The sequence below is a fragment of the Candidatus Poriferisodalis sp. genome, from assembly GCF_965208925.1.
Classification (GTDB): domain Bacteria; phylum Actinomycetota; class Acidimicrobiia; order Acidimicrobiales; family Poriferisodalaceae; genus Poriferisodalis.
This window is the reverse complement of the sequence record NZ_OZ242364.1, coordinates 1890211-1908020: the sequence shown is the minus strand read 5'-3', so window position 1 is coordinate 1908020 and position 17810 is coordinate 1890211. Positions and strand designations below refer to the sequence as shown.

Sequence of the window (17810 nt, the reverse complement as noted above, 5' to 3'; positions counted from 1 at the left end):
CCTCACCCCTGCTGGACGCCGGACAGGATCGCCTTGGCAATCTCGTCGGTGCCCACATCGGGCACGGCATCATCGGCGATGACGGCTTCGCACGCCGCTCGCACACGCTCAGCGCACTCGGCTTCCCCCAGGAACTCCAGCATGAGCACTGCCGACAGCACCGCAGCGGTGGGGTTGGCGAGGCCCTTGCCGGCGATGTCGGGTGCCGATCCGTGCACCGGCTCGAACAGCGACGGCCCCGTTCGGTCCGGGTTGAGGTTGGCTGAAGCGGCGAGCCCGATGCCGCCGGCCACGGCACCGCCGAGGTCGGTGAGGATGTCGCCGAAGAGGTTGTCGGTGACGATCACCTCGTAGCGGTGCGGATCGGTGACGAAGTGGATACAGGCCGCGTCGACGTGGTTGTACGCAGTCTCGACGTCGGGGTACTCCGCAGCGACCTCGTTGAACGTGCGCTCCCACAGGTCGCCCGAAAACGTCAGCACGTTGGTCTTGTGGACCAGCGTCAGGTGACGGCGCTCGCGTGCGCGCGCCAGCTCGAAGCCGTACCGGATGGCGCGCTCAGCTCCCATGCGGGTGTTGACCGAGCCTTGGGTGGCGATCTCGTGCTGGGTGCCCTTGCGCAGGAACCCGCCCTCACCCGCATAGGTGCCTTCGGTGTTCTCCCGGATCACCGTGAAGCTGTGGCCGTCGGGCAGGGTGAACGGGCGCAGGTTCACGTACAGATCCAGCTCGAAGCGAGCCTTCAGCAGCAGGCCGCGCTCGATGACGCCTGGGGGCACCTCCGGCGTACCCACAGCGCCGAGCAGGATGGCGTCGAATGTGCGGAGCTCATCGAGGGTCTCGTCATCGAGCACCGTGCCGTCGCGCAGGTAGCGATGCCCGCCCAGTTCGAACTCAGTGGTCGAGATGCCGGCTCCGGCGGCAGCAATCACATCGAGCGCAACCGAGATCACCTCGGGTCCGATTCCGTCTCCGCCGACGACTGCGATGCGATGCGTCACTGTGATGTCCCCTCTTCGGCTTGTTGTCCCGGATCGTGCCGGCAAGCGTGCCTTCGACGCCGACCCGCCGGGACGGATGAGGCGCAGTTGCGCCACAGCTCAAAAGGCAACAGAGAGTGTGCCAACAGAAGCCCTCGGTAACCTCGCGGGGTGCCCGAGATCCACCACATCTCAGCGGAGACCCGCGATCGGCTCGAGGCCGAGCTCATCGATCTGACCGGGCGAGGCCGCATCGATATCGCAGCCCAGATCGAGGCAGCCCGGCTGCTGGGAGACCTCTCGGAGAACGGCGACTACCACGCCGCCAAGGAAGAGCAGGGGAAGATGGAAGGCCGCATCATGCGGTTGAAGTCGATCCTGGAGAACTGCGAGATCGTCGCCGATTCGGAGGACCCCTCCGGCGACCGCGTCGTGGCACCTGGTCTCGTGGTGTCCATCCGCTTCGAGGGCGACGACGAGGTCGAGCAGTACCTGTTCGGCTCGATCGAGGAACGCCGGACGGGAATCGAAGTGGTGTCGCCGGGGTCGCCGATGGGCCAAGCGCTCGAGGGCGCCCGAGCGGGTCAGACGGTCACCTATGAGGCGAATGGCAACGAGCTGAGCATCGAAGTCATCGCCGTCGAAGCCTGACCGGAGGGACCCTTCAGGCCATTGCGTTGGAATGACAGGCCTACAGGGTCCATAGTGAGGACGTGACAAACGCCGCCGCGACGGGTGCGCGCACCCTCAGCGAGAAGGTCTGGGACCGCCATGTCGTCCGCACCGGCGGCGGGCAGCCCGATCTCCTCTATATCGATCTCCACCTCATCCATGAGGTCACTTCCCCGCAGGCCTTCGACGGCCTGCGCATGTCGGGACGCACCGTGCGCCGCCCTGACCTGACCGTGGCGACCGAGGACCACAACGTCCCCACGGCCGATCTGCACCTGCCCATCGCCGACCCGATCTCGGCCAAGCAGGTAGAGGTGCTGCGGGCGAATTGCGACGAGTTCGACATCACGCTGTACCCGATGGGCGATCCGGGCCAGGGCATCGTGCACGTCATCGGCCCCGAGCAGGGCCTCACGCTGCCCGGCATGACCGTCGTGTGCGGCGACAGCCACACCTCGACGCACGGTGCGTTCGGCGCACTGGCCTTCGGCATCGGCACCTCGGAAGTGGAGCACGTCCTGGCGAGCCAGACACTGCCGCAGGCACGGCCGTCCACCATGGAGGTCCGCGTCGACGGCGAGGCGCCTGCGGGCGTGACCGCCAAGGACATCGTGCTGGCGATCATCGGGCGCATCGGAACCGGCGGCGGCATCGGCCACATCATCGAGTACCGCGGCACGGCTATCGAGGCGCTGTCGATGGAAGGTCGGATGACCGTCTGCAATATGTCCATCGAGGCGGGCGCCAAGGCGGGCATGGTGGCGCCCGACGAGACCACCTTCGAATACCTGGCAGGTCGCGCCCACGCCCCGGCCGGCGCCGACTGGGAGGCTGCGGTGGCCGACTGGCGCTCGCTGGTCACCGACGAGGGGGCGGCGTTCGACCGCTCGGTGACCATCGACGGCGCCTCGCTGCGACCGCACGTCACGTGGGGCACCAACCCCGCACACGTCATTCCCATCGACGGCGCCGTGCCGGGCCCCGACGATTTCGAAGACCCGGTCGAGGCGGCGACCGCCCAGCGGGCGCTGGACTACATGGGGCTCGCGGCGGGCACCCGGTTGTCTGACGTGCAGGTCGACACGGTGTTCATCGGCAGCTGCACGAATTCGCGCATCGAGGACCTGCGAGCTGCTGCGGCGGTGGCCCGGGGCCGCGCAGTGGCGGACGGCGTCCGCACACTGGTGGTGCCCGGTTCGTTCGCCGTCAAGGCGCAGGCCGAGGCCGAGGGGCTGGACGCGATCTTCGTTGAAGCGGGGTTCGATTGGCGCGAGCCCGGCTGCTCGATGTGTCTGGCGATGAACCCCGACAAGCTCTCGCCCGGCGAGCGCTCGGCATCGACGTCGAATCGCAACTTCGAGGGTCGACAGGGCCGCGGCGGTCGCACGCACCTGTGCTCGCCGGAGGTGGCCGCGGCGACGGCCATCGCCGGTCGCTTCGTCACACCCGACGATCTCGGCTGAGCGGGAGAGGAACAAGTCGATGGAGCCAGTACGAGTCCATGAGGGGCGGGCGGTGCCTCTCGATCGTTCCGACGTGGACACCGACCAGATCATCCCCAGCGACTGGCTGAAGCGCGTCGAGCGCACCGGCTTCGGCAAAGGGCTCTTCAGCGAGTGGCGTGACGAGCGCGATTTCGTGCTGAATGACGAGCGCTTTGCGGGCGCCACGGTGCTCGTAGCAGGGTCGAATTTCGGCACGGGATCGTCGCGCGAGCACGCCGTGTGGGCACTGATGGACTATGGCTTCGTAGCGGTGGTTTCCCCCCGTTTCGGCGACATCTTCCGCAACAACTCCACCAAGAACGGGTTGGTTCCGGTGCAGGTGTCCGAAGAGGCCGCCGCCCGACTCCGGGCCGCCGTGGCTGCCGACCCCGACTTGGTGGTGACGGTCGACGTCGAGCGACGCCTGCTCAGCGCACCCGCTGCGGGCATCGAGGAATCGTTCCCGATGGATGACGCAACCCAGGAGCGCTTCCTCGAGGGCCTCGACGACATCGGCATCACACTGCGCAGCGCATCGGAAATCGACAGCTACGAGCAGGTCCGGCCTGCATGGCTGCCCACGACCTAGCTCCGATTGCCGGAGGGCTCAGGCAGGTACCGGCTGGATATCGAGCCGCTTGAGGCCTCTCAGCAAGAAGCTGGGGTGATACTCGAAGTCGTTCGAGGCACAGAGCGCGACGGAACGCAGCCGCTGCGACAGCTCTTCGGCCGCAACCCGCCCTTCCAGCCGTGCCAGTGCCGCTCCCAGGCAGAAATGGATTCCCCGGCCGAACGCAAGGTGGTTCGACACGCCGTCGCGCATCGGGCGGAACGAGTCTGCGTCATCGAAGACCGACCGGTCCCGGTTGGCCGAGCTGAACATCACCACTAGGTGAGAGCCAGCGGGAAGGTCGACGTCGGCGAGCCGGGTGTCCTTCTTCACCACGCGGAACATCCCCTGCGTCGGCGTCGACAGGCGCAGGGTCTCTTCCACAAATGCTGCGGCTCGCGAGGGGTCCGCTCGAAGAGCCCCCCACTCGTCGGGATGCTCGGCCAGCAACCGCAGCATCTCGGTGAGCATCTTGGTGGTGGTCTCGTTGCCGGCCACCAGCAGCTGCTGAATGATGCTGAGCATCTCCGCAATCGTGAGCGGCTCGGTCGACACTGCGTCACCGGCGACATCATCGAATTCGCGGTCGATGCGTGCGTTGAGGAGATTCGTCAGCAGATCGTCCTGCGGTTCGGCGCGCCGAAGTTCGAGCTGCTCGGCGAAGTACTTCTGGAACTCGATGACCTCGCGCTCGGCTTCGAGACGTTCCTCGATGGAGATGTTCGTGCCGATGCCGGCAATCGAGGCGTCGCTCCAGCGCTTGAAGTCGGCAAGCCGGTCGTCGGGAACGTTGAGCGCCCGGGCGATGACCGCCACCGGGAGGGGCACCGCGAACGCCTCGACGAAATCGATCGAATCGCCGCCAGCGGCATCAGCGAGCATCTGGTCGATCAGCGCCGCGGCTATCTCGCGCACTGCAGGTTCGAGGTCATTGACCACCTTGGGAGTGAACGCCTTGCTGACGAGACGGCGGAATCGGGTGTGCTCGGGAGGATCCGCTGTGAGCATCGTGCCGACCCGGTCGTATCCGCCCTCGGCCTCGTAGAGCTCCTTGGTGCGCCGAGCCAGCTCAGCGTTGCCCCGACCGCCCACATCGAAGCGAGAGGAGAATGTCTCAGGATCCCGCACAGCCTCCAGCACGTCGTCGTACCTGGTGATCAGATGCAGCGAGGCACCGCCGGCCGCCGCCTCATACACCGGCGCTGATTCGCGCATCTTGGCGTAGTAGGCATGCGGGCACTGCTGAACAGCCGGGTCGAACAGACCGAAGTCTCTCAGGCTGACCCCGTCTGAGCGGGCGAAGAAACGCAGCATCCAGCCAGCGACGAGTTCCTGGTTGCACGGCGTTGACAGGCTGGCCTGGGCTTCGGCAACAGCATCGGCGCCCAGCAGCTCAGTGCGGCTCTCGTACAGCGGGCCCACGAACTCGGGCTCGAATTCCGGGTGGCCCTGCAGTCCGACGAGGTGCTCCCCCACTGCCAGCATCGCGATCGGGCACCGATCGGCACCCGCCAGCGCCACTCCGCCGGGCGGCAAGGACAGCACCTGGTCCTGATGGCTGTGGATGAGTCGGATCTCATCGGCAGGCGGATCCATCCAGGGACGCCGCTCGTGGATCGTCCAGACGTTCGCGCCCACCGTCCAGCCGTGCGAGGCTCGCTGCACCGTGCCGCCGAGCGCGTGGGCGATCATCTGGTGCCCGAAGCAGACGCCGAACATCTTGCGACCCTCGGCGTGCAGCTGCCGCACGAAGTCTGCGAACCGGTTGATCCAGGGCGCGTCGTCGTAGACCGAGGCGCGGGTTCCCGTGGTCATCCAGCCGTCGTACGCATCGAGGTCGTCGGGCCATTCGTCATCGGGGAGGCTGAAGGTGTCCATCTGCACGCTGGGATCGACCCGAGCGATGACGTCGGCGAACATGTCCGAGTAGGTGCCGCAGATCGATCTCAGCTCGGGGATCGGATCGTCGCAGCGCAGCAAGCCCAGGCGCAGCGGACGGTGCTCGGCTGACGTGCCGGTTTCCCGTATTTCTCGTCGCGGGCTGTCTGACATCTGCAGCTCAGCGGAACGACGAGACCAGGGCGTTGTCGGAACCGTGCGCAAGCGGTTCGAGCAGCCCGCGTTCACGCAGGATCGGCATGACACCCTCACCGAACCAGTACGCCTCCTCGAGGTGCGGGTAGCCCGACAGGATGAACTCGTCGAAGCCCAGCGCGTGGTATTCGGCGATGCGGTCCGCCACCTCGCTGTAGCTGCCCACCAGCGCCGTTCCTGCACCGCCGCGGACGAGTCCGATGCCCGACCACACATTGGGGTGGATTTCCAACCGCCCCGTGCCCTCGGCGTGAAGCTGCGCCATGCGGCGCTGGCCCTCCGACATCGTCGTGGCGAAGTCGGCCTGGGCGGCGGCGATGGCTTCGGGGCTCATGTGCGCCAGCATGTCGTCGGCCACGGCCCAGGCGTCGGCTGCATCTGGCCGGGTGATGACGTGGAAGCGGATGCCGTAGCGCAACGTGCGATCGTGCTCGGCGGCCCGTGCACGCATGCGGTTCAGTCGCTCGGTCACCATGTCGGGTGGCTCGCCCCACGCCAGGTAGACGTCGACGTGCTGCGCCGCGATCTGCTCGGCAGCCGGCGATGCCCCGCCGAAGTAGATCGCCGGGAGAGGGTCAGGTGCCTCCCGGGTGGTAGCGGCGGCGACCTTGTAGAAGTCGCCCTCGAAATCGAACGGCTCGCCTGACCATGCCTCGCGCACGATCCGGAGGAACTCGCCGGTACGGGCATAGCGGGTGTCCTTGTCAAGCCAGTCGCCGAAGCGGTTCAGCTCGCGCGGTTCAGCGCCGGTGACAATGTTGATGAGCAGCCGCCCGCCCGACAGCCGCTGGTAGGTGGAGGCCATCTGCGCCGCCAGCGTCGGCGACAGGAAGCCCGGCCGGAAGGCGACGAGGAACTTGACACGCTTGGTCAGCGGCGCCAGCGCAATCGTTGAGAGCCACGCGTCCTCGCACATGGTCCCGCACGGCGTGAGCATCCCCTCATAGCCGAGCTGATCGCAGGCGGTCGCAATCTGGGCGAGATAGTCCATTGACGGCGGCCGCCAGTGCGCGCCCGGCTCGTCGGGCAGCACATCGCGAGAATCGCCGCCAGTTGGCAAGAACCAGTGGACCTTCATCGGCCGACCACCTTGCTGACGCCACCGTGCTGCACACAGAGGACTGCGTGTGTCACCGTCGATGGCAACGACATCGTCGGTTACGGTAGCGCAGGCTCTCGCAGGGCCTTGCCAACAATTGCACCCGTCGTCGTGTGACGGGTGGGTGCCTCCAGAAGGGGAGACAGCTCATGAGGATCACGACGACACGTGGCGCGCAACGCCGCTTCGGCCGGCTATTGATCGCCTTGCTCGCGGTGTTCGCGCTGATCGCCGCGTCGTGTGCCAGTGACGACGACAGCGATGACGCCGCGCCGGCGACCACGGCTGCCGCGGACACGGGCAGCGATGCCGGCGACGACATGGACGATGGCGACGACCACGACCATGACGAGGACGACGGCCACGACCATGACGAAGACGGCGACATGGCCGACGACGACATGGCGGATGACGACATGGCCGACGACGACATGGCCATGGACTATTGCAACGGCGGGGCCAATGTCGGCGGGACGCTCATCATCGGCAGCACGCAGGTGCCGCGGCACCTCAACGGCACGGTGCAGTCGGGCTATGCGACCGCCGTGCCGGGCACGCAGCTCAATGCGAGCCCGCTGCTCTACGACGACCAGTACAACCCCATGCCGTACCTGGCCGAGAGCTGGGAAGTCGCTGACGACGGCCTCTCGGTGACGCTGCACCTCGTGGAGGACGCTGTCTTCCACGACGGCATGCCGATCACCTCCGCCGACGTGGCGTTCTCGATCCAGACGGTGCAAGCCAACCACCCGTTCAAGCCGATGTATGCACCGGTGACGAGCGTGGACACGCCCGACGAGCACACGGCGGTCATCAACCTCAGCCAGCCGCATCCGGCGATCCTGCTGGCGATGTCGCCGGGCCTGCTGCCCATCATCCCGAAGCACATCTTCGACGACGGCCAGGACATGAAGTCCCACCCGCGCAACAGCGAGGACTTCGTGGGCTCGGGCCCGTTCCGGCTGGCCGAGTACGAGCCGGGAACCATCATCCGTATGGAGCGCTTCGACGACTTCTTTATCGAGGGCACACCGTGCCTCGACGAGATCGTGATGGAGATCACGCCCGATTCGACAGCCATCGTGCTGAGCCTCGAGAACGGCACGACGCACCTGTCGTCCACCTTGGGCCCCGCAGCAAACGTGCTTCGCCTGATGGACAACCCCGACGTGGAGGTGACCGCTCAGGGCCACGAGGCCATCGGCCAGATCAACTGGCTGGAGTTCAACTTGAACGACCCTGCCTTGTCTGATGTGCGAGTGCGTCAGGCCATCGGGTACGCGATCGACCGCGACTTCCTCTCGGGAGTCATCGAACAAGGGCTCACCTTCCCGGTGCCGACCGGCATCGCCGCCGCCAGCCCGTTCCACAACGCGGATGTGAACCACTACGACAAGGACATCGACCGGGCCAAGCAGCTGCTGGCTGAAGCCGGTTACGGCGAAGGCGAGCTGGAGCTCACCATCGACTACATCCCGCCGGCGTTCGTGGTCCACGCCGAGTATGTGGTGCAGGCGCTGGAGGAAGCCGGCATCAAAGTCGAGCTGAGCGTGTCGCCCGACTTCCCGACCTGGGCGCAGCGAGTCGCCGGTGGGGACTACCAGATGACCATCAACCAGGTCTGGAACTGGGGCGACCCGGTGATCGGCGTCCACCGCACCTACCTGTGCGATAACCGGGTGGGCGTGATCTGGACCAACAACACGGGCTACTGCAATCCCGAGGTCGACGCGCTGCTCGCTGCGGCAGGCCAGGAGCTCGACGCCGGCGAACGGACCAGGCTGTACGCCGAGTTCCAGGAGATCGTGGCCGACGAGGTGCCGATCTACTTCCTGAATACGCCGTCGTTCTGGCAGGCGTTCAACCCGGCGGTCATGAACCCGCCGACCAACAACATCTGGGGGCAGATGTCGCCCATGCACCAGGTCTGGCTGGATCAGTAGCGGCAACGGGACCAGGTGCCGGCAGCGCTGAAGTGACCGCCGGCACTGCGCCCAATAGCTACGGGCTCAACAAGGACGGAGCATGCTGAGGTCCATCGCTGCCAGGATCGCCCAAGCACTCGGGCTGATCCTGGCAGTGATGTGCCTCAACTTCTTGCTGATCCACATCACGCCCGGCGATCCGGCCACGGTGATCGTGGGCGAGAGCGGCGCCGGTGACCCCGAGCTGCTCGAGGAGATCCGGGCCCAGTACGGCCTGGACCGTCCGGTCATCGTGCAGCTGCTGTCCTACGTCGGCAGGGTTGCCACGGGCGATCTGGGCGACTCGTTCTTCTTCAACCGGTCGGTGACGTCGCTCATCATCGAGCGCCTCTGGCCCACGGTGCTGCTGGTCGGAACGGCGCTGGCGTTCGCCGTGGCAGCCGGGACCATGGTGGGCGTCGCTACTGCGCGCCGTCCCGAGAGCCCGCTCAGTCACGGCGCAACCGTGCTGGCGCTCGTGGGCTTCTCGATGCCGGTCTTCTGGACCGGGATCATGCTGGTGATCCTGTTCGCGTCAACGTGGGAGCTGTTGCCGATCCAGGGCTGGCATGACGTGAACTACGGCGAGGGAGCGCTCGCGAATGTGCTCGACGTGGGCGAGCACCTCGTGCTGCCCGCACTCACGCTCGGGCTCATCTACCTGGCGCAGTACAGCCGGCTGTCTCGGGCCTCCATGCTGGAGGTGCTCGAATCCGACTACGTGCGTACCGCCCGGGCGAAGGGACTGGGCGAGCGCCGGGTGGTGTACAAGCATGCGCTGCGCAACGCCGTCATCCCGGTCGTGACGGTGATCGGCCTGCAGTTCGGGGCACTGCTGTCGGGCGCGTTGCTGGTCGAGACCGTATTCAACTGGCCGGGGCTGGGAAGGCTGGCTTTCGACTCGATCCTGCGCCGGGATACCTCGGTGCTGCTCGGCGTGCTGCTGGTGTCGTCAGTCATGGTGATCGTGGCGAACCTGCTGACCGACCTGCTGTACACGATCATCGACCCCCGTATCCGCCTGCGGGAGCGCTCCAATGTCTGACGCTATGGGACGCAGTGAGGTGGCAGCCGCCGATCTGGGGGTCACCCCCGGTCTGGGGGCCGGTGGCGAAGGCGGATCGGGACGCCCCGGCCGGGAGACTCTGCGGCTCTTCGTGCGCAACAAGGCCGCAGTGGCAGGCGTGGTGATGCTCATCGGCATCGTCTTCATGACCGTCGCCGGCCCGCGGATCTACGACAACGACCCCAAGGACATCGTGGCGATTCCGCTCACTGGTCCAGGAGAGCTGGAAGAGGCCCGCCTGGGAACTGACTATCTGGGTCGCGACGTCTTGGCGGGCGTGATCGGCGGCGGCACGACAAGCCTGACGGTTGCTGCCATGGCGGCCGCGATGGTGCTCGTGATCGGCATCAGCATCGGCGCGCTCGCCGGCTACTACGGCGGCTGGCTCGACAGCGCCCTCATGCGCTTCACCGAGTTCTTCCAGGTGCTGCCTGCACTGCTGTTCGCGATGGTGCTGGTGGCCCTGTTCGAGCCGTCGATGTTCACGATCTCGTTCGCCATCGGCGTGGTGGCGTGGCCGGGGATCGCTCGCATCACCCGTGCAGAGTTCCTGAGGCTGAAGAACCTGGAGTTCGTGCGGGCTGCCCGAGCGGTGGGAGCCACGGACTGGCGCATCATTCGCAAGGTGGTGTTCCCGAATGCGCTGCCGCCGCTGATCGTGTCGGCCACGCTCATCATGGGCACTGCGATCCTGTTCGAGGCTGGATTGGCGTTCCTCGGCCTCGGTGATCCCAACACCACCAGTTGGGGCCTGATGATCGGGCTGAACCGGGGGAACTTCCTGACTGCGTGGTGGTCGGTGACCTTCCCCGGTCTGGCGATCTTCTTCACGGTGCTGAGCTTCAGCCTCATCGGCGACGGCTTGCAGGATGCCTACAACCCCAAGCTGCGGGGACGCTGAGCTGTGAGCACGGCCGACGCAGGAGGCGACAACAACGCAGCACCGAGACTGCGGGTTCGGGGCCTCACGGTCGCTTTCGACGACTTCATCGCCGTGAACGACGTGTCGTTCGACCTGCACGACGGCGGCACGCTGGCGGTGGTCGGCGAGTCGGGCTCGGGCAAGTCAGTGACCGCACTGTCGATCATGCGCCTCATCGAGATCGGCACCCGGGCGGAGATCCGCAGCGGCGAGGTGCTGTTCCGCCACGACGACGGCAGCGTCGACGATCTGCTGCAGCTGCCCGAACCGCAGATGCGATCGATCCGGGGCGATCGCATCTCGATGATCTTCCAGGAGCCGCTGACCAGCCTCAACCCCGTCTATACGGTCGGCAGCCAGATCGGCGAGGCGCTGCGGCTCCACCGTGGCATGAACCGTGGCGAGGCTCGCGAGCGCACCTTGGAGATGCTGAACCGGGTACGCATCCCCGACGCTGCGCGCCGGATCGACCAGTACCCCCACGAGATGTCTGGCGGGATGCGTCAGCGGGTGATGATTGCCATGGCGCTCGCGTGCGACCCGGCCATCCTGATCGCAGACGAGCCCACCACCGCGCTCGACGTCACGATCCAGGCACAGATCCTTGCCCTGATCGCCGAGATGCAACGCGAGACCGGTGCAGCCGTGCTGATCATCACCCACGACATGGGCGTCGTGGCGGAGATCGCCGACGAGGTCGTGGTGATGCAGCAGTCGCGATTGGTCGAGCGCGGCCATGTCTCGGACATCTTCGATCGGCCCAGCGAGCCCTACACCCAGTCGCTGCTGGCAGCGGTGCCGCGCCTCGGGTCGATGGCGGGCGTCGAGGCTCCGCAGCGCTTCGACTTGATCGACCCCGATGCACTCGCAGCGGCTGCCACCTCGGGAACTGACAGCAGCGGGGGCTCGGACTCGTGACGCAGCACGATGCCGCGGCACCGATTGTCGAGGTCGAGGCGCTCACCAAGCATTTCCCAGCCAGCCATGGCGCGCGCGTTCACGCCGTGGAACAGGTGAGCCTGCACATCGATCGGGGGGAAACGCTGGCCGTGGTGGGCGAGAGCGGCTGCGGCAAGTCGACGCTCGCATACCTCATCATCCGCCTGCTGAATCCGACCAGCGGCACCATCCGGCTCGACGGCGCCGACATCACGAACCTCGGACCCCGTGCGCTGCGGCCTCACCGGCGCAAGGCGCAGATCGTCTTCCAGGATCCCTTCGCCAGCCTCGATCCTCGCCGCACCGTGGGCAAGGCGATTGCGGAGCCACTCGAGATCCATCGTGCCGTGCCCAAGCGCGAGATCAACGACCTGGTCGCCGACCTCCTGCGACGAGTCGGCATGTCGCCCGACGACATGCGGCAGTACCCGCACCAATTCTCCGGGGGTCAGCGGCAGCGCATCTGCATCGCCCGGGCCTTGGCGCTGCGGCCCGAACTGGTCATTGCCGACGAGGCGGTCTCGGCGCTGGATGTCTCGATCCAAGCGCAGGTCATCAACCTGATGATGGACCTGCAGGACGAGATGGGGCTGTCATACCTGTTCATCAGCCACGACCTCGCCGTCGTGGAGCGGATCGCGCACCGGGTCGGCGTGATGTACCTCGGCCAGATCGTGGAGCTGGGTTCGCGTCGTGCGATCTTCGAGAACCCCATGCACGACTACACCAAGCGGCTGCTCGACGCGGTGCCGATCGCCGATCCGGGGCGTCGCCGGACTGACCGCTCGGTGCAGACCGATGAGGTGCCGAGCCCGGTCTTCGAGGCAGGCACCTCTCCCGACCCCGTGACCTTGGTGGAAGTGGAGCCGGGTCACCTCGTGGCACAGGACCTCGACAACTGATGACGACAGCCCAGACCGGCCCCAGCGAGAGCGGTGAGCCGTTCGTGATCTTCCCGGCACGCCGGGTCATCACCGTCAACCCCGCATTCCCGTTCGGCGAGGCGGTGGCGGTATCGGGCGATCGCATCCTGGGCGTCGGCAGTGCCGACGAGCTGGCGACATGGGGCGAGCACCGGATTGACAACCGCTTTGCCGAACACGTGCTCATGCCCGGGTTCATCGAGGCGCACTGCCACGTCATGTCTGGCGGGTTGTGGAACTCCACCTACGTCGGCTACTTCGACCGGCGCGACCCGCAGGGACTGCTGTGGCCGGGCTGCGCCTCCATCGACGATGTGCTCGAACGGCTGGGCAAGGCCGCAGCCGACATGAGCGACGACTCCCAGACGCTGCTGGCCTGGGGTCTCGACCCCATCTACTTCCCGGGCGAGCGGCTCGTGGCACGCCACCTCGACACGGTGACCGGCGGCCGGCCGACGCTGGTGCTGCATGCCAGCGGGCATCTCGCCACGATCAACTCGGCGCTCATGGAGCGTTGCGGTATCGACGACACGGCGACCAGCCCCGGTGTGGCCCGCGGCGGCGACGGGTTGCCCAACGGTGAGCTGCATGAGCCCGCCGGGATGATGCTGGCCGGCGAGGCGTTTGCCGACATGATGAAAGCCAACCGCAGCGAGCAGGCCCGCTGGCGCTACGCCAACGAAGCTCGCAATGCCGGGCACACGCTGCTGACCGACTTGGGCACCACGCAGCTCTGGGATCCTGAACAGCTTGGCAATTGGAAGAAGGTCACCAGCGATCCGGCCTATCCGGCACGGGTGATGGTGGCGATGTCGAACCTGTTCGGAGCCACGGCCGACCCGGCGGAGCTTGCAGAGCTGTGCGTGAAGTTGATGAGCGAGCAGAGCGACAAACTGCGCTTCGGCATTGTCAAGCTGATTCTGGACGGCTCGATCCAGGGGTTCACGGCCCGTATCAGTTGGCCGCACTACTACAAGCCTCCGCCGGGACACATCGGCAACGGCATGTGGCTGACGGCGCCCGACCAGATGGCCGATCTCGTCGAGCCGTACCACCGTGCCGGACTCACGGTGCACTGCCACTGCAACGGCGACGAGGCCTCAGAGGTGTTCATCGACGCAGTGGAACAGGTGCTCGAGCGCTGTCCCCGCTGGGATCACCGACACACCGTGCAGCACTGCCAGCTCACCACACCCGACCAGTACCGCCGCATGGCAGCGCTCGGCATGCATGCCAACATCTTCTCGAACCACATCTTCTACTGGGGCGACCAGCACCGCGATGTGACCGTGGGACCTGAGCGCGCTGCCCGCATGGACGCCTGTCGGACAGCCTTGGACAGCGGCGTCAGTTTCTCGGTTCACTCCGATTCGCCCATCACGCCGCTCGGCCACCTGCACACTGCGTGGTGCGCGGTGAACCGTGTGACAGCGTCGGGCGAGGTGCTGGGGCCTGATGAGCGCATCGGCGTTCCGGACGCGCTGCGAGCCATCACGATCGAGGCAGCCCGGCAGCTCAAGCTGGACGGGGACATCGGCAGCATCGAAGCAGGCAAGCTGGCCGACTTCGCAGTGCTGGAGGACGATCCTCTCGAGGTCGATCCGATGGCATTGCGGGACATCGGCGTATGGGGCACGGTGCTCGGCGGCGTGCCGCAACCGGCCCAGTTGAGCGAGGTGTGAGCACTCAACGCCTTCCCGTGACCGTCATCGGCGGCTATCTCGGCGCCGGCAAGACCACGCTCGTGAACCATGCGCTGCGTTCCTCAGACGAGCGCATCGCGGTGATCGTCAACGACTTCGGCGAGATCTCGATCGACGAAGATCTCATCGCCGCTGCTGAGGGCGACAAGCTGACGCTCGCCAACGGCTGCATCTGCTGCACCTTGGCCGATGGCTTTGCTGCGGCACTGAACACCATCCGGTCTGCCGAGGTACTGCCTGAGCGGCTGCTCATCGAGGCCAGCGGTGTCGCCGATCCCGCCCAGATAGCGGCCTATGGCCACACCCCCGGTCTGCGGCTCGACGCAGTGGTCGTGCTGGCCGATGCCGAGCAGGTACGGCGCCAGGCCAACGACCGCTGGGTGGCAGACACCGTGCGGATGCAGCTCGCAGCAGCAGACCTGCTCGTCGTCAACAAGATCGACTTGCTGGGCGATATCGCTGCTGCCGATGCCTTGTGCGACTGGCTGACCGGCATCGCCAGCACGGCTGCGATAGTGCGTGCGAGCCGCGCAGCCGTGCCTGTCGAGGTGCTGTTCGGCCCCCAGCCCGAAGGTGATGCGGTCAACACGCTCGATAGATCGGCACCCGATCCAAGCGCCGCTCGCTCACTGCCGGCTGCGGAGGATCTCTTCGAGTCGCAGACCGTCGTCCTTGACGCACCAGTACCTATGCCAGTCATCGAGGCGTTGCTTGCCGACCTGCCCGAGAATGTCGCCCGGCTCAAGGGTTTGGTGCAGGCGGCGCCACCCGCGGCCGCTGGCGACGCCTGCGGCACAGAGGCGGCCGATACAACCGCCTACTTGATCGAAGCCGTCGGAGCCCGCGCTTCGATAACCCCGCTGGCTCCGGGCTCCGACGAGTCGCCGCGCCAGTGGGCAGTCAGCGTCATCGCCTACAAGGGTTCCCTGCCCTCCGACTGGCTCAGTGAACGACTGGTGAGACGCGGCTGAAGTCCTCGTCGCCGGGTGAGCGGCGGCGGTTGCGTGCCAGACTCGAGGTGGCACACGGCCGACGGTGCCTGAAGCCGCTCCCGAATTCCCGTCCCGGAGACATGCGATGGCGATCACGATCCCTGAACCTGATGTCAACAACGTGTGGCGGACCGAGACACCGGGCAATGAGGGATGGCATCGCTCGGCGCGTCCGGACGCCGACGACAAGTTCTTCATGTGCTCGGCGGACGGGCATGTGCAGGAGCCGAACACGTTCCTCTACGACCGCATCGATCCCGCGTACCACCACCGGCTGCCGACGATCGCCGTCACCAAGGCCATGGACGTTCACGGCAAGGGCGCGAAGGGCGACGGCGCCAAGGGTGAAGGCGCCAAGAGTGAAGGCGGCAGCGCGACCGAGGAGCAGTTCTTCCAGAAGGCAGAGGGCTTCCGGCCGGCCAAGCTCAACTGGACCAAGCCGTTCGAGGGCCATGAGAAGCTGCGCAACCAGTCCGGGCGCAGCCCCGAGGCCCGGCTGGCTGATCTGGCGCTGGACGGCTGCGATGCCGAGATCCTGTTTCCGAACAAGGGACTGTCCATCTGGGCCACCCCCGATGCCGACTTCAGTCACGCAATGTGCCGGGCCTACAACGAATGGGCCTGGGAGGAGTTCGCCGACTACAACGACCGGCTGACCCCGATGGCCTGTATCGCTCCGGCGGCATTGGACAAGGCCATCGCCGAGATCCAGCGATGTGCGGCGCTCGGGTTCAAAGGTCTGAGCCTTCCGGCCAAGCCGGTGTTCGGGCCACCCGACGTGGACGACCTCAACTACAACCTGCGCGAGATGGAGCCGCTGTGGGACTGCATCGACGAGGTGGAGCTGCCGGTCACGTTCCACGTTTCAACCGGGCGTGACCCACGCACCTCGCGCAGCCAGGGCGGCGCTGTCATCAACTACGCCGTGCACTCGCTCGCACCCACTATGGAGCCGCTGGTCAACATCTGCGCCTCAGGGGTTGCCGAGCGGCATCCGACTTTGCAGTTCGGCTCGATCGAGGCCGGCATCGGCTGGGTGCCGTGGATGCTGACCGCAATGGACGAGGCCTACCTCAAGCACCACATGTGGGTGCGGCCCAAGCTGGAGATGCTGCCCAGCGAGTACTTCAAGCGGCAGGGCTTCGCGAGCTTCCAAGAGGATCCCGCCGGCTTGGACCTTGCGCGCGAGCACGGCCTGGTCGACAACTTCCTCTGGGCGAACGACTTCCCGCACCACGAGGGTTCGTGGCCGTACTCCGCACAGGCCATCGAGCGCACCATGAGCCATCTGGACGACGGCGAGCGGGCCAAGATCCTCGGGCTCAACTCCGCCCGCATCTTCGGCTTCGAGATCCCCGAGCGCTACCTGGGACACCCCGACGCCGCCGCAGTCGCCGCCCAGCGCTGACGCTTGCCCGGTCAGGCGTTGACGGCGTAGGGGACGGGGTCGCCGGCCAGGGCCAGGTTGACCTGCTCGGCGATCTGGGTGCCGGCGCGATCCTGCGCCTCGGTGGTGCTGGCACCGAGGTGTGGGGTGGCGACCACATCGGGGCGGCCGAACAGCGGGGAGTCGGTGGCTGGCTCGGCCGCATAGACGTCCACCGCTACACCGCCCAGCCGGCCTTCTTCGAGGGCCTCTGCAGCGGCCGCCTCGTCGAGGATGCCGCCCCGGGCCGTATTCACGATCAGGGCATGCGGGCGGCACTTGGCCAGGTTTTCGGCCCCCAGCAGCCCTGCCGTCTCGGGCGTGCGCGGCATGTGCAGCGTGATGATGTCGGACCGCTCCAGCAGCTCTTCGAACTCGACCATCTCGACATCGGCGGCTCGGCCGGATTCTGCGCTTACATAGGGGTCGTAGGAGATGAGCGCCACATCGAACGGCGCAATCCGCTGTGCGACCAGGCGGCCGACTCGGCCGAGGCCCACAATCCCGATGGTCTTGCGGTAGATCTCCATGCCGCCCCAGCGGCTGCGCTCCCAGCGGCCGTCTGCGAGTGCTTGGTGTGCTTGAGGCACATGGCGAGCAAGCGCCAGCATGAGCGCCACCGTCATCTCTGCCGCAGACACCACGTTGCTGGATGGCGCGTTGCACACGAGTACGCCGCGCTCAGTTGCAGCGGCCACATCGACGTTGTCGAGCCCTACGCCAGCACGCCCGACGACGACGAGCGAATCGCCGGCTGCCAGGAGATCAGCATCGACCCGTGTCGCCGAGCGGACGACGAGCGCCTGCGCGCCGGGGATGGCGTCGTGAAGCTCGTCGGGGCTCAGCCCCGTGCGAATGTCGATGTCGTGGCCGGCCGCGCGCAGCAGGTCCAGTCCGGCGTCGGCCAGCGTCTCGGCAACCAGGACTCGTGCCATG

13 protein-coding genes and 1 pseudogene are annotated in these 17810 nt (G+C 66.7%); 10 read left to right on the top strand and 4 right to left on the bottom strand.

Features of this window, described 5'->3' with window-relative positions:
• Positions 1 to 2: 2 nt before the first annotated feature.
• Positions 3 to 1001 (bottom strand): 3-isopropylmalate dehydrogenase, encoded by a 999-nt coding sequence (locus ACOGI5_RS08435; protein ID WP_419863979.1) that lies wholly within the window; start codon positions 999 to 1001, stop codon positions 3 to 5.
• 150 nt (positions 1002 to 1151) lie between these two features.
• Here ACOGI5_RS08435 and ACOGI5_RS08430 point away from each other — a divergent pair, with 150 nt between their 5' ends.
• The 3 genes from ACOGI5_RS08430 to leuD all read left to right on the top strand — a co-directional run bounded on the left by ACOGI5_RS08430 (position 1152) and on the right by leuD (position 3725).
• Positions 1152 to 1631: a GreA/GreB family elongation factor gene (locus ACOGI5_RS08430; RefSeq protein ID WP_419863978.1), complete on the top strand. Its 480-nt coding sequence runs from the start codon at positions 1152 to 1154 to the stop codon at positions 1629 to 1631.
• Between the two features lie 62 nt (positions 1632 to 1693).
• Entirely contained in the window at positions 1694 to 3115 is a 1422-nt protein-coding gene (gene leuC / locus ACOGI5_RS08425) for a 3-isopropylmalate dehydratase large subunit (RefSeq protein WP_419863977.1), read from the top strand.
• A gap of 19 nt (positions 3116 to 3134) precedes the next feature.
• A complete protein-coding gene (gene leuD / locus ACOGI5_RS08420; protein ID WP_419863976.1) occupies positions 3135 to 3725 on the top strand; it encodes a 3-isopropylmalate dehydratase small subunit in 591 nt (196 codons plus the stop codon).
• A gap of 18 nt (positions 3726 to 3743) precedes the next feature.
• Here the strand turns inward: leuD and ACOGI5_RS08415 are convergent, their stop codons facing one another.
• Together ACOGI5_RS08415 and ACOGI5_RS08410 are read right to left on the bottom strand one after the other, a co-directional pair.
• A complete protein-coding gene (locus ACOGI5_RS08415; RefSeq protein ID WP_419863975.1) occupies positions 3744 to 5798 on the bottom strand; it encodes a cytochrome P450 in 2055 nt (684 codons plus the stop codon).
• 7 nt (positions 5799 to 5805) lie between these two features.
• Complete coding sequence (locus ACOGI5_RS08410; RefSeq protein WP_419863974.1) at positions 5806 to 6918, bottom strand: LLM class flavin-dependent oxidoreductase; 1113 nt, start codon at positions 6916 to 6918, stop codon at positions 5806 to 5808.
• Positions 6919 to 7088: 170 nt separating this feature from the next.
• Here ACOGI5_RS08410 and ACOGI5_RS08405 point away from each other — a divergent pair, with 170 nt between their 5' ends.
• The 7 genes and pseudogenes from ACOGI5_RS08405 to ACOGI5_RS08375 all read left to right on the top strand — a co-directional run bounded on the left by ACOGI5_RS08405 (position 7089) and on the right by ACOGI5_RS08375 (position 16856).
• The gene (locus ACOGI5_RS08405; protein ID WP_419863973.1) at positions 7089 to 8882 is read left to right on the top strand and encodes an ABC transporter substrate-binding protein; all 1794 of its coding nucleotides are present in this window, start codon (positions 7089 to 7091) and stop codon (positions 8880 to 8882) included.
• 82 nt (positions 8883 to 8964) lie between these two features.
• The gene (locus tag ACOGI5_RS08400) at positions 8965 to 9948 is read left to right on the top strand and encodes an ABC transporter permease (RefSeq protein ID WP_419863972.1); all 984 of its coding nucleotides are present in this window, start codon (positions 8965 to 8967) and stop codon (positions 9946 to 9948) included.
• Positions 9941 to 10870 carry an ABC transporter permease gene (locus tag ACOGI5_RS08395; protein WP_419863971.1) on the top strand — a complete coding sequence of 310 codons (930 nt, stop codon included), beginning with the start codon at positions 9941 to 9943 and terminating at the stop codon, positions 10868 to 10870. The genes ACOGI5_RS08400 and ACOGI5_RS08395 overlap by 8 nt, the downstream gene beginning before the upstream one ends.
• A gap of 3 nt (positions 10871 to 10873) precedes the next feature.
• Positions 10874 to 12732: pseudogene (locus ACOGI5_RS08390) on the top strand (dipeptide ABC transporter ATP-binding protein).
• Entirely contained in the window at positions 12732 to 14435 is a 1704-nt protein-coding gene (locus ACOGI5_RS08385; RefSeq protein WP_419863970.1) for an amidohydrolase, read from the top strand. Before ACOGI5_RS08390 ends, ACOGI5_RS08385 begins: the two are co-directional and overlap by 1 nt.
• Positions 14432 to 15427 (top strand): CobW family GTP-binding protein, encoded by a 996-nt coding sequence (locus ACOGI5_RS08380; protein WP_419863969.1) that lies wholly within the window; start codon positions 14432 to 14434, stop codon positions 15425 to 15427. Before ACOGI5_RS08385 ends, ACOGI5_RS08380 begins: the two co-directional genes overlap by 4 nt.
• 106 nt (positions 15428 to 15533) lie before the next feature.
• The gene (locus ACOGI5_RS08375; protein ID WP_419863968.1) at positions 15534 to 16856 is read left to right on the top strand and encodes an amidohydrolase family protein; all 1323 of its coding nucleotides are present in this window, start codon (positions 15534 to 15536) and stop codon (positions 16854 to 16856) included.
• 11 nt (positions 16857 to 16867) lie between these two features.
• Here the strand turns inward: ACOGI5_RS08375 and ACOGI5_RS08370 are convergent, their stop codons facing one another.
• Positions 16868 to 17809, bottom strand: coding sequence for a hydroxyacid dehydrogenase (locus ACOGI5_RS08370; RefSeq protein ID WP_419863967.1), 942 nt, complete (start codon positions 17807 to 17809; stop codon positions 16868 to 16870).
• Between the last annotated feature and the right edge of the window lies 1 nt (position 17810).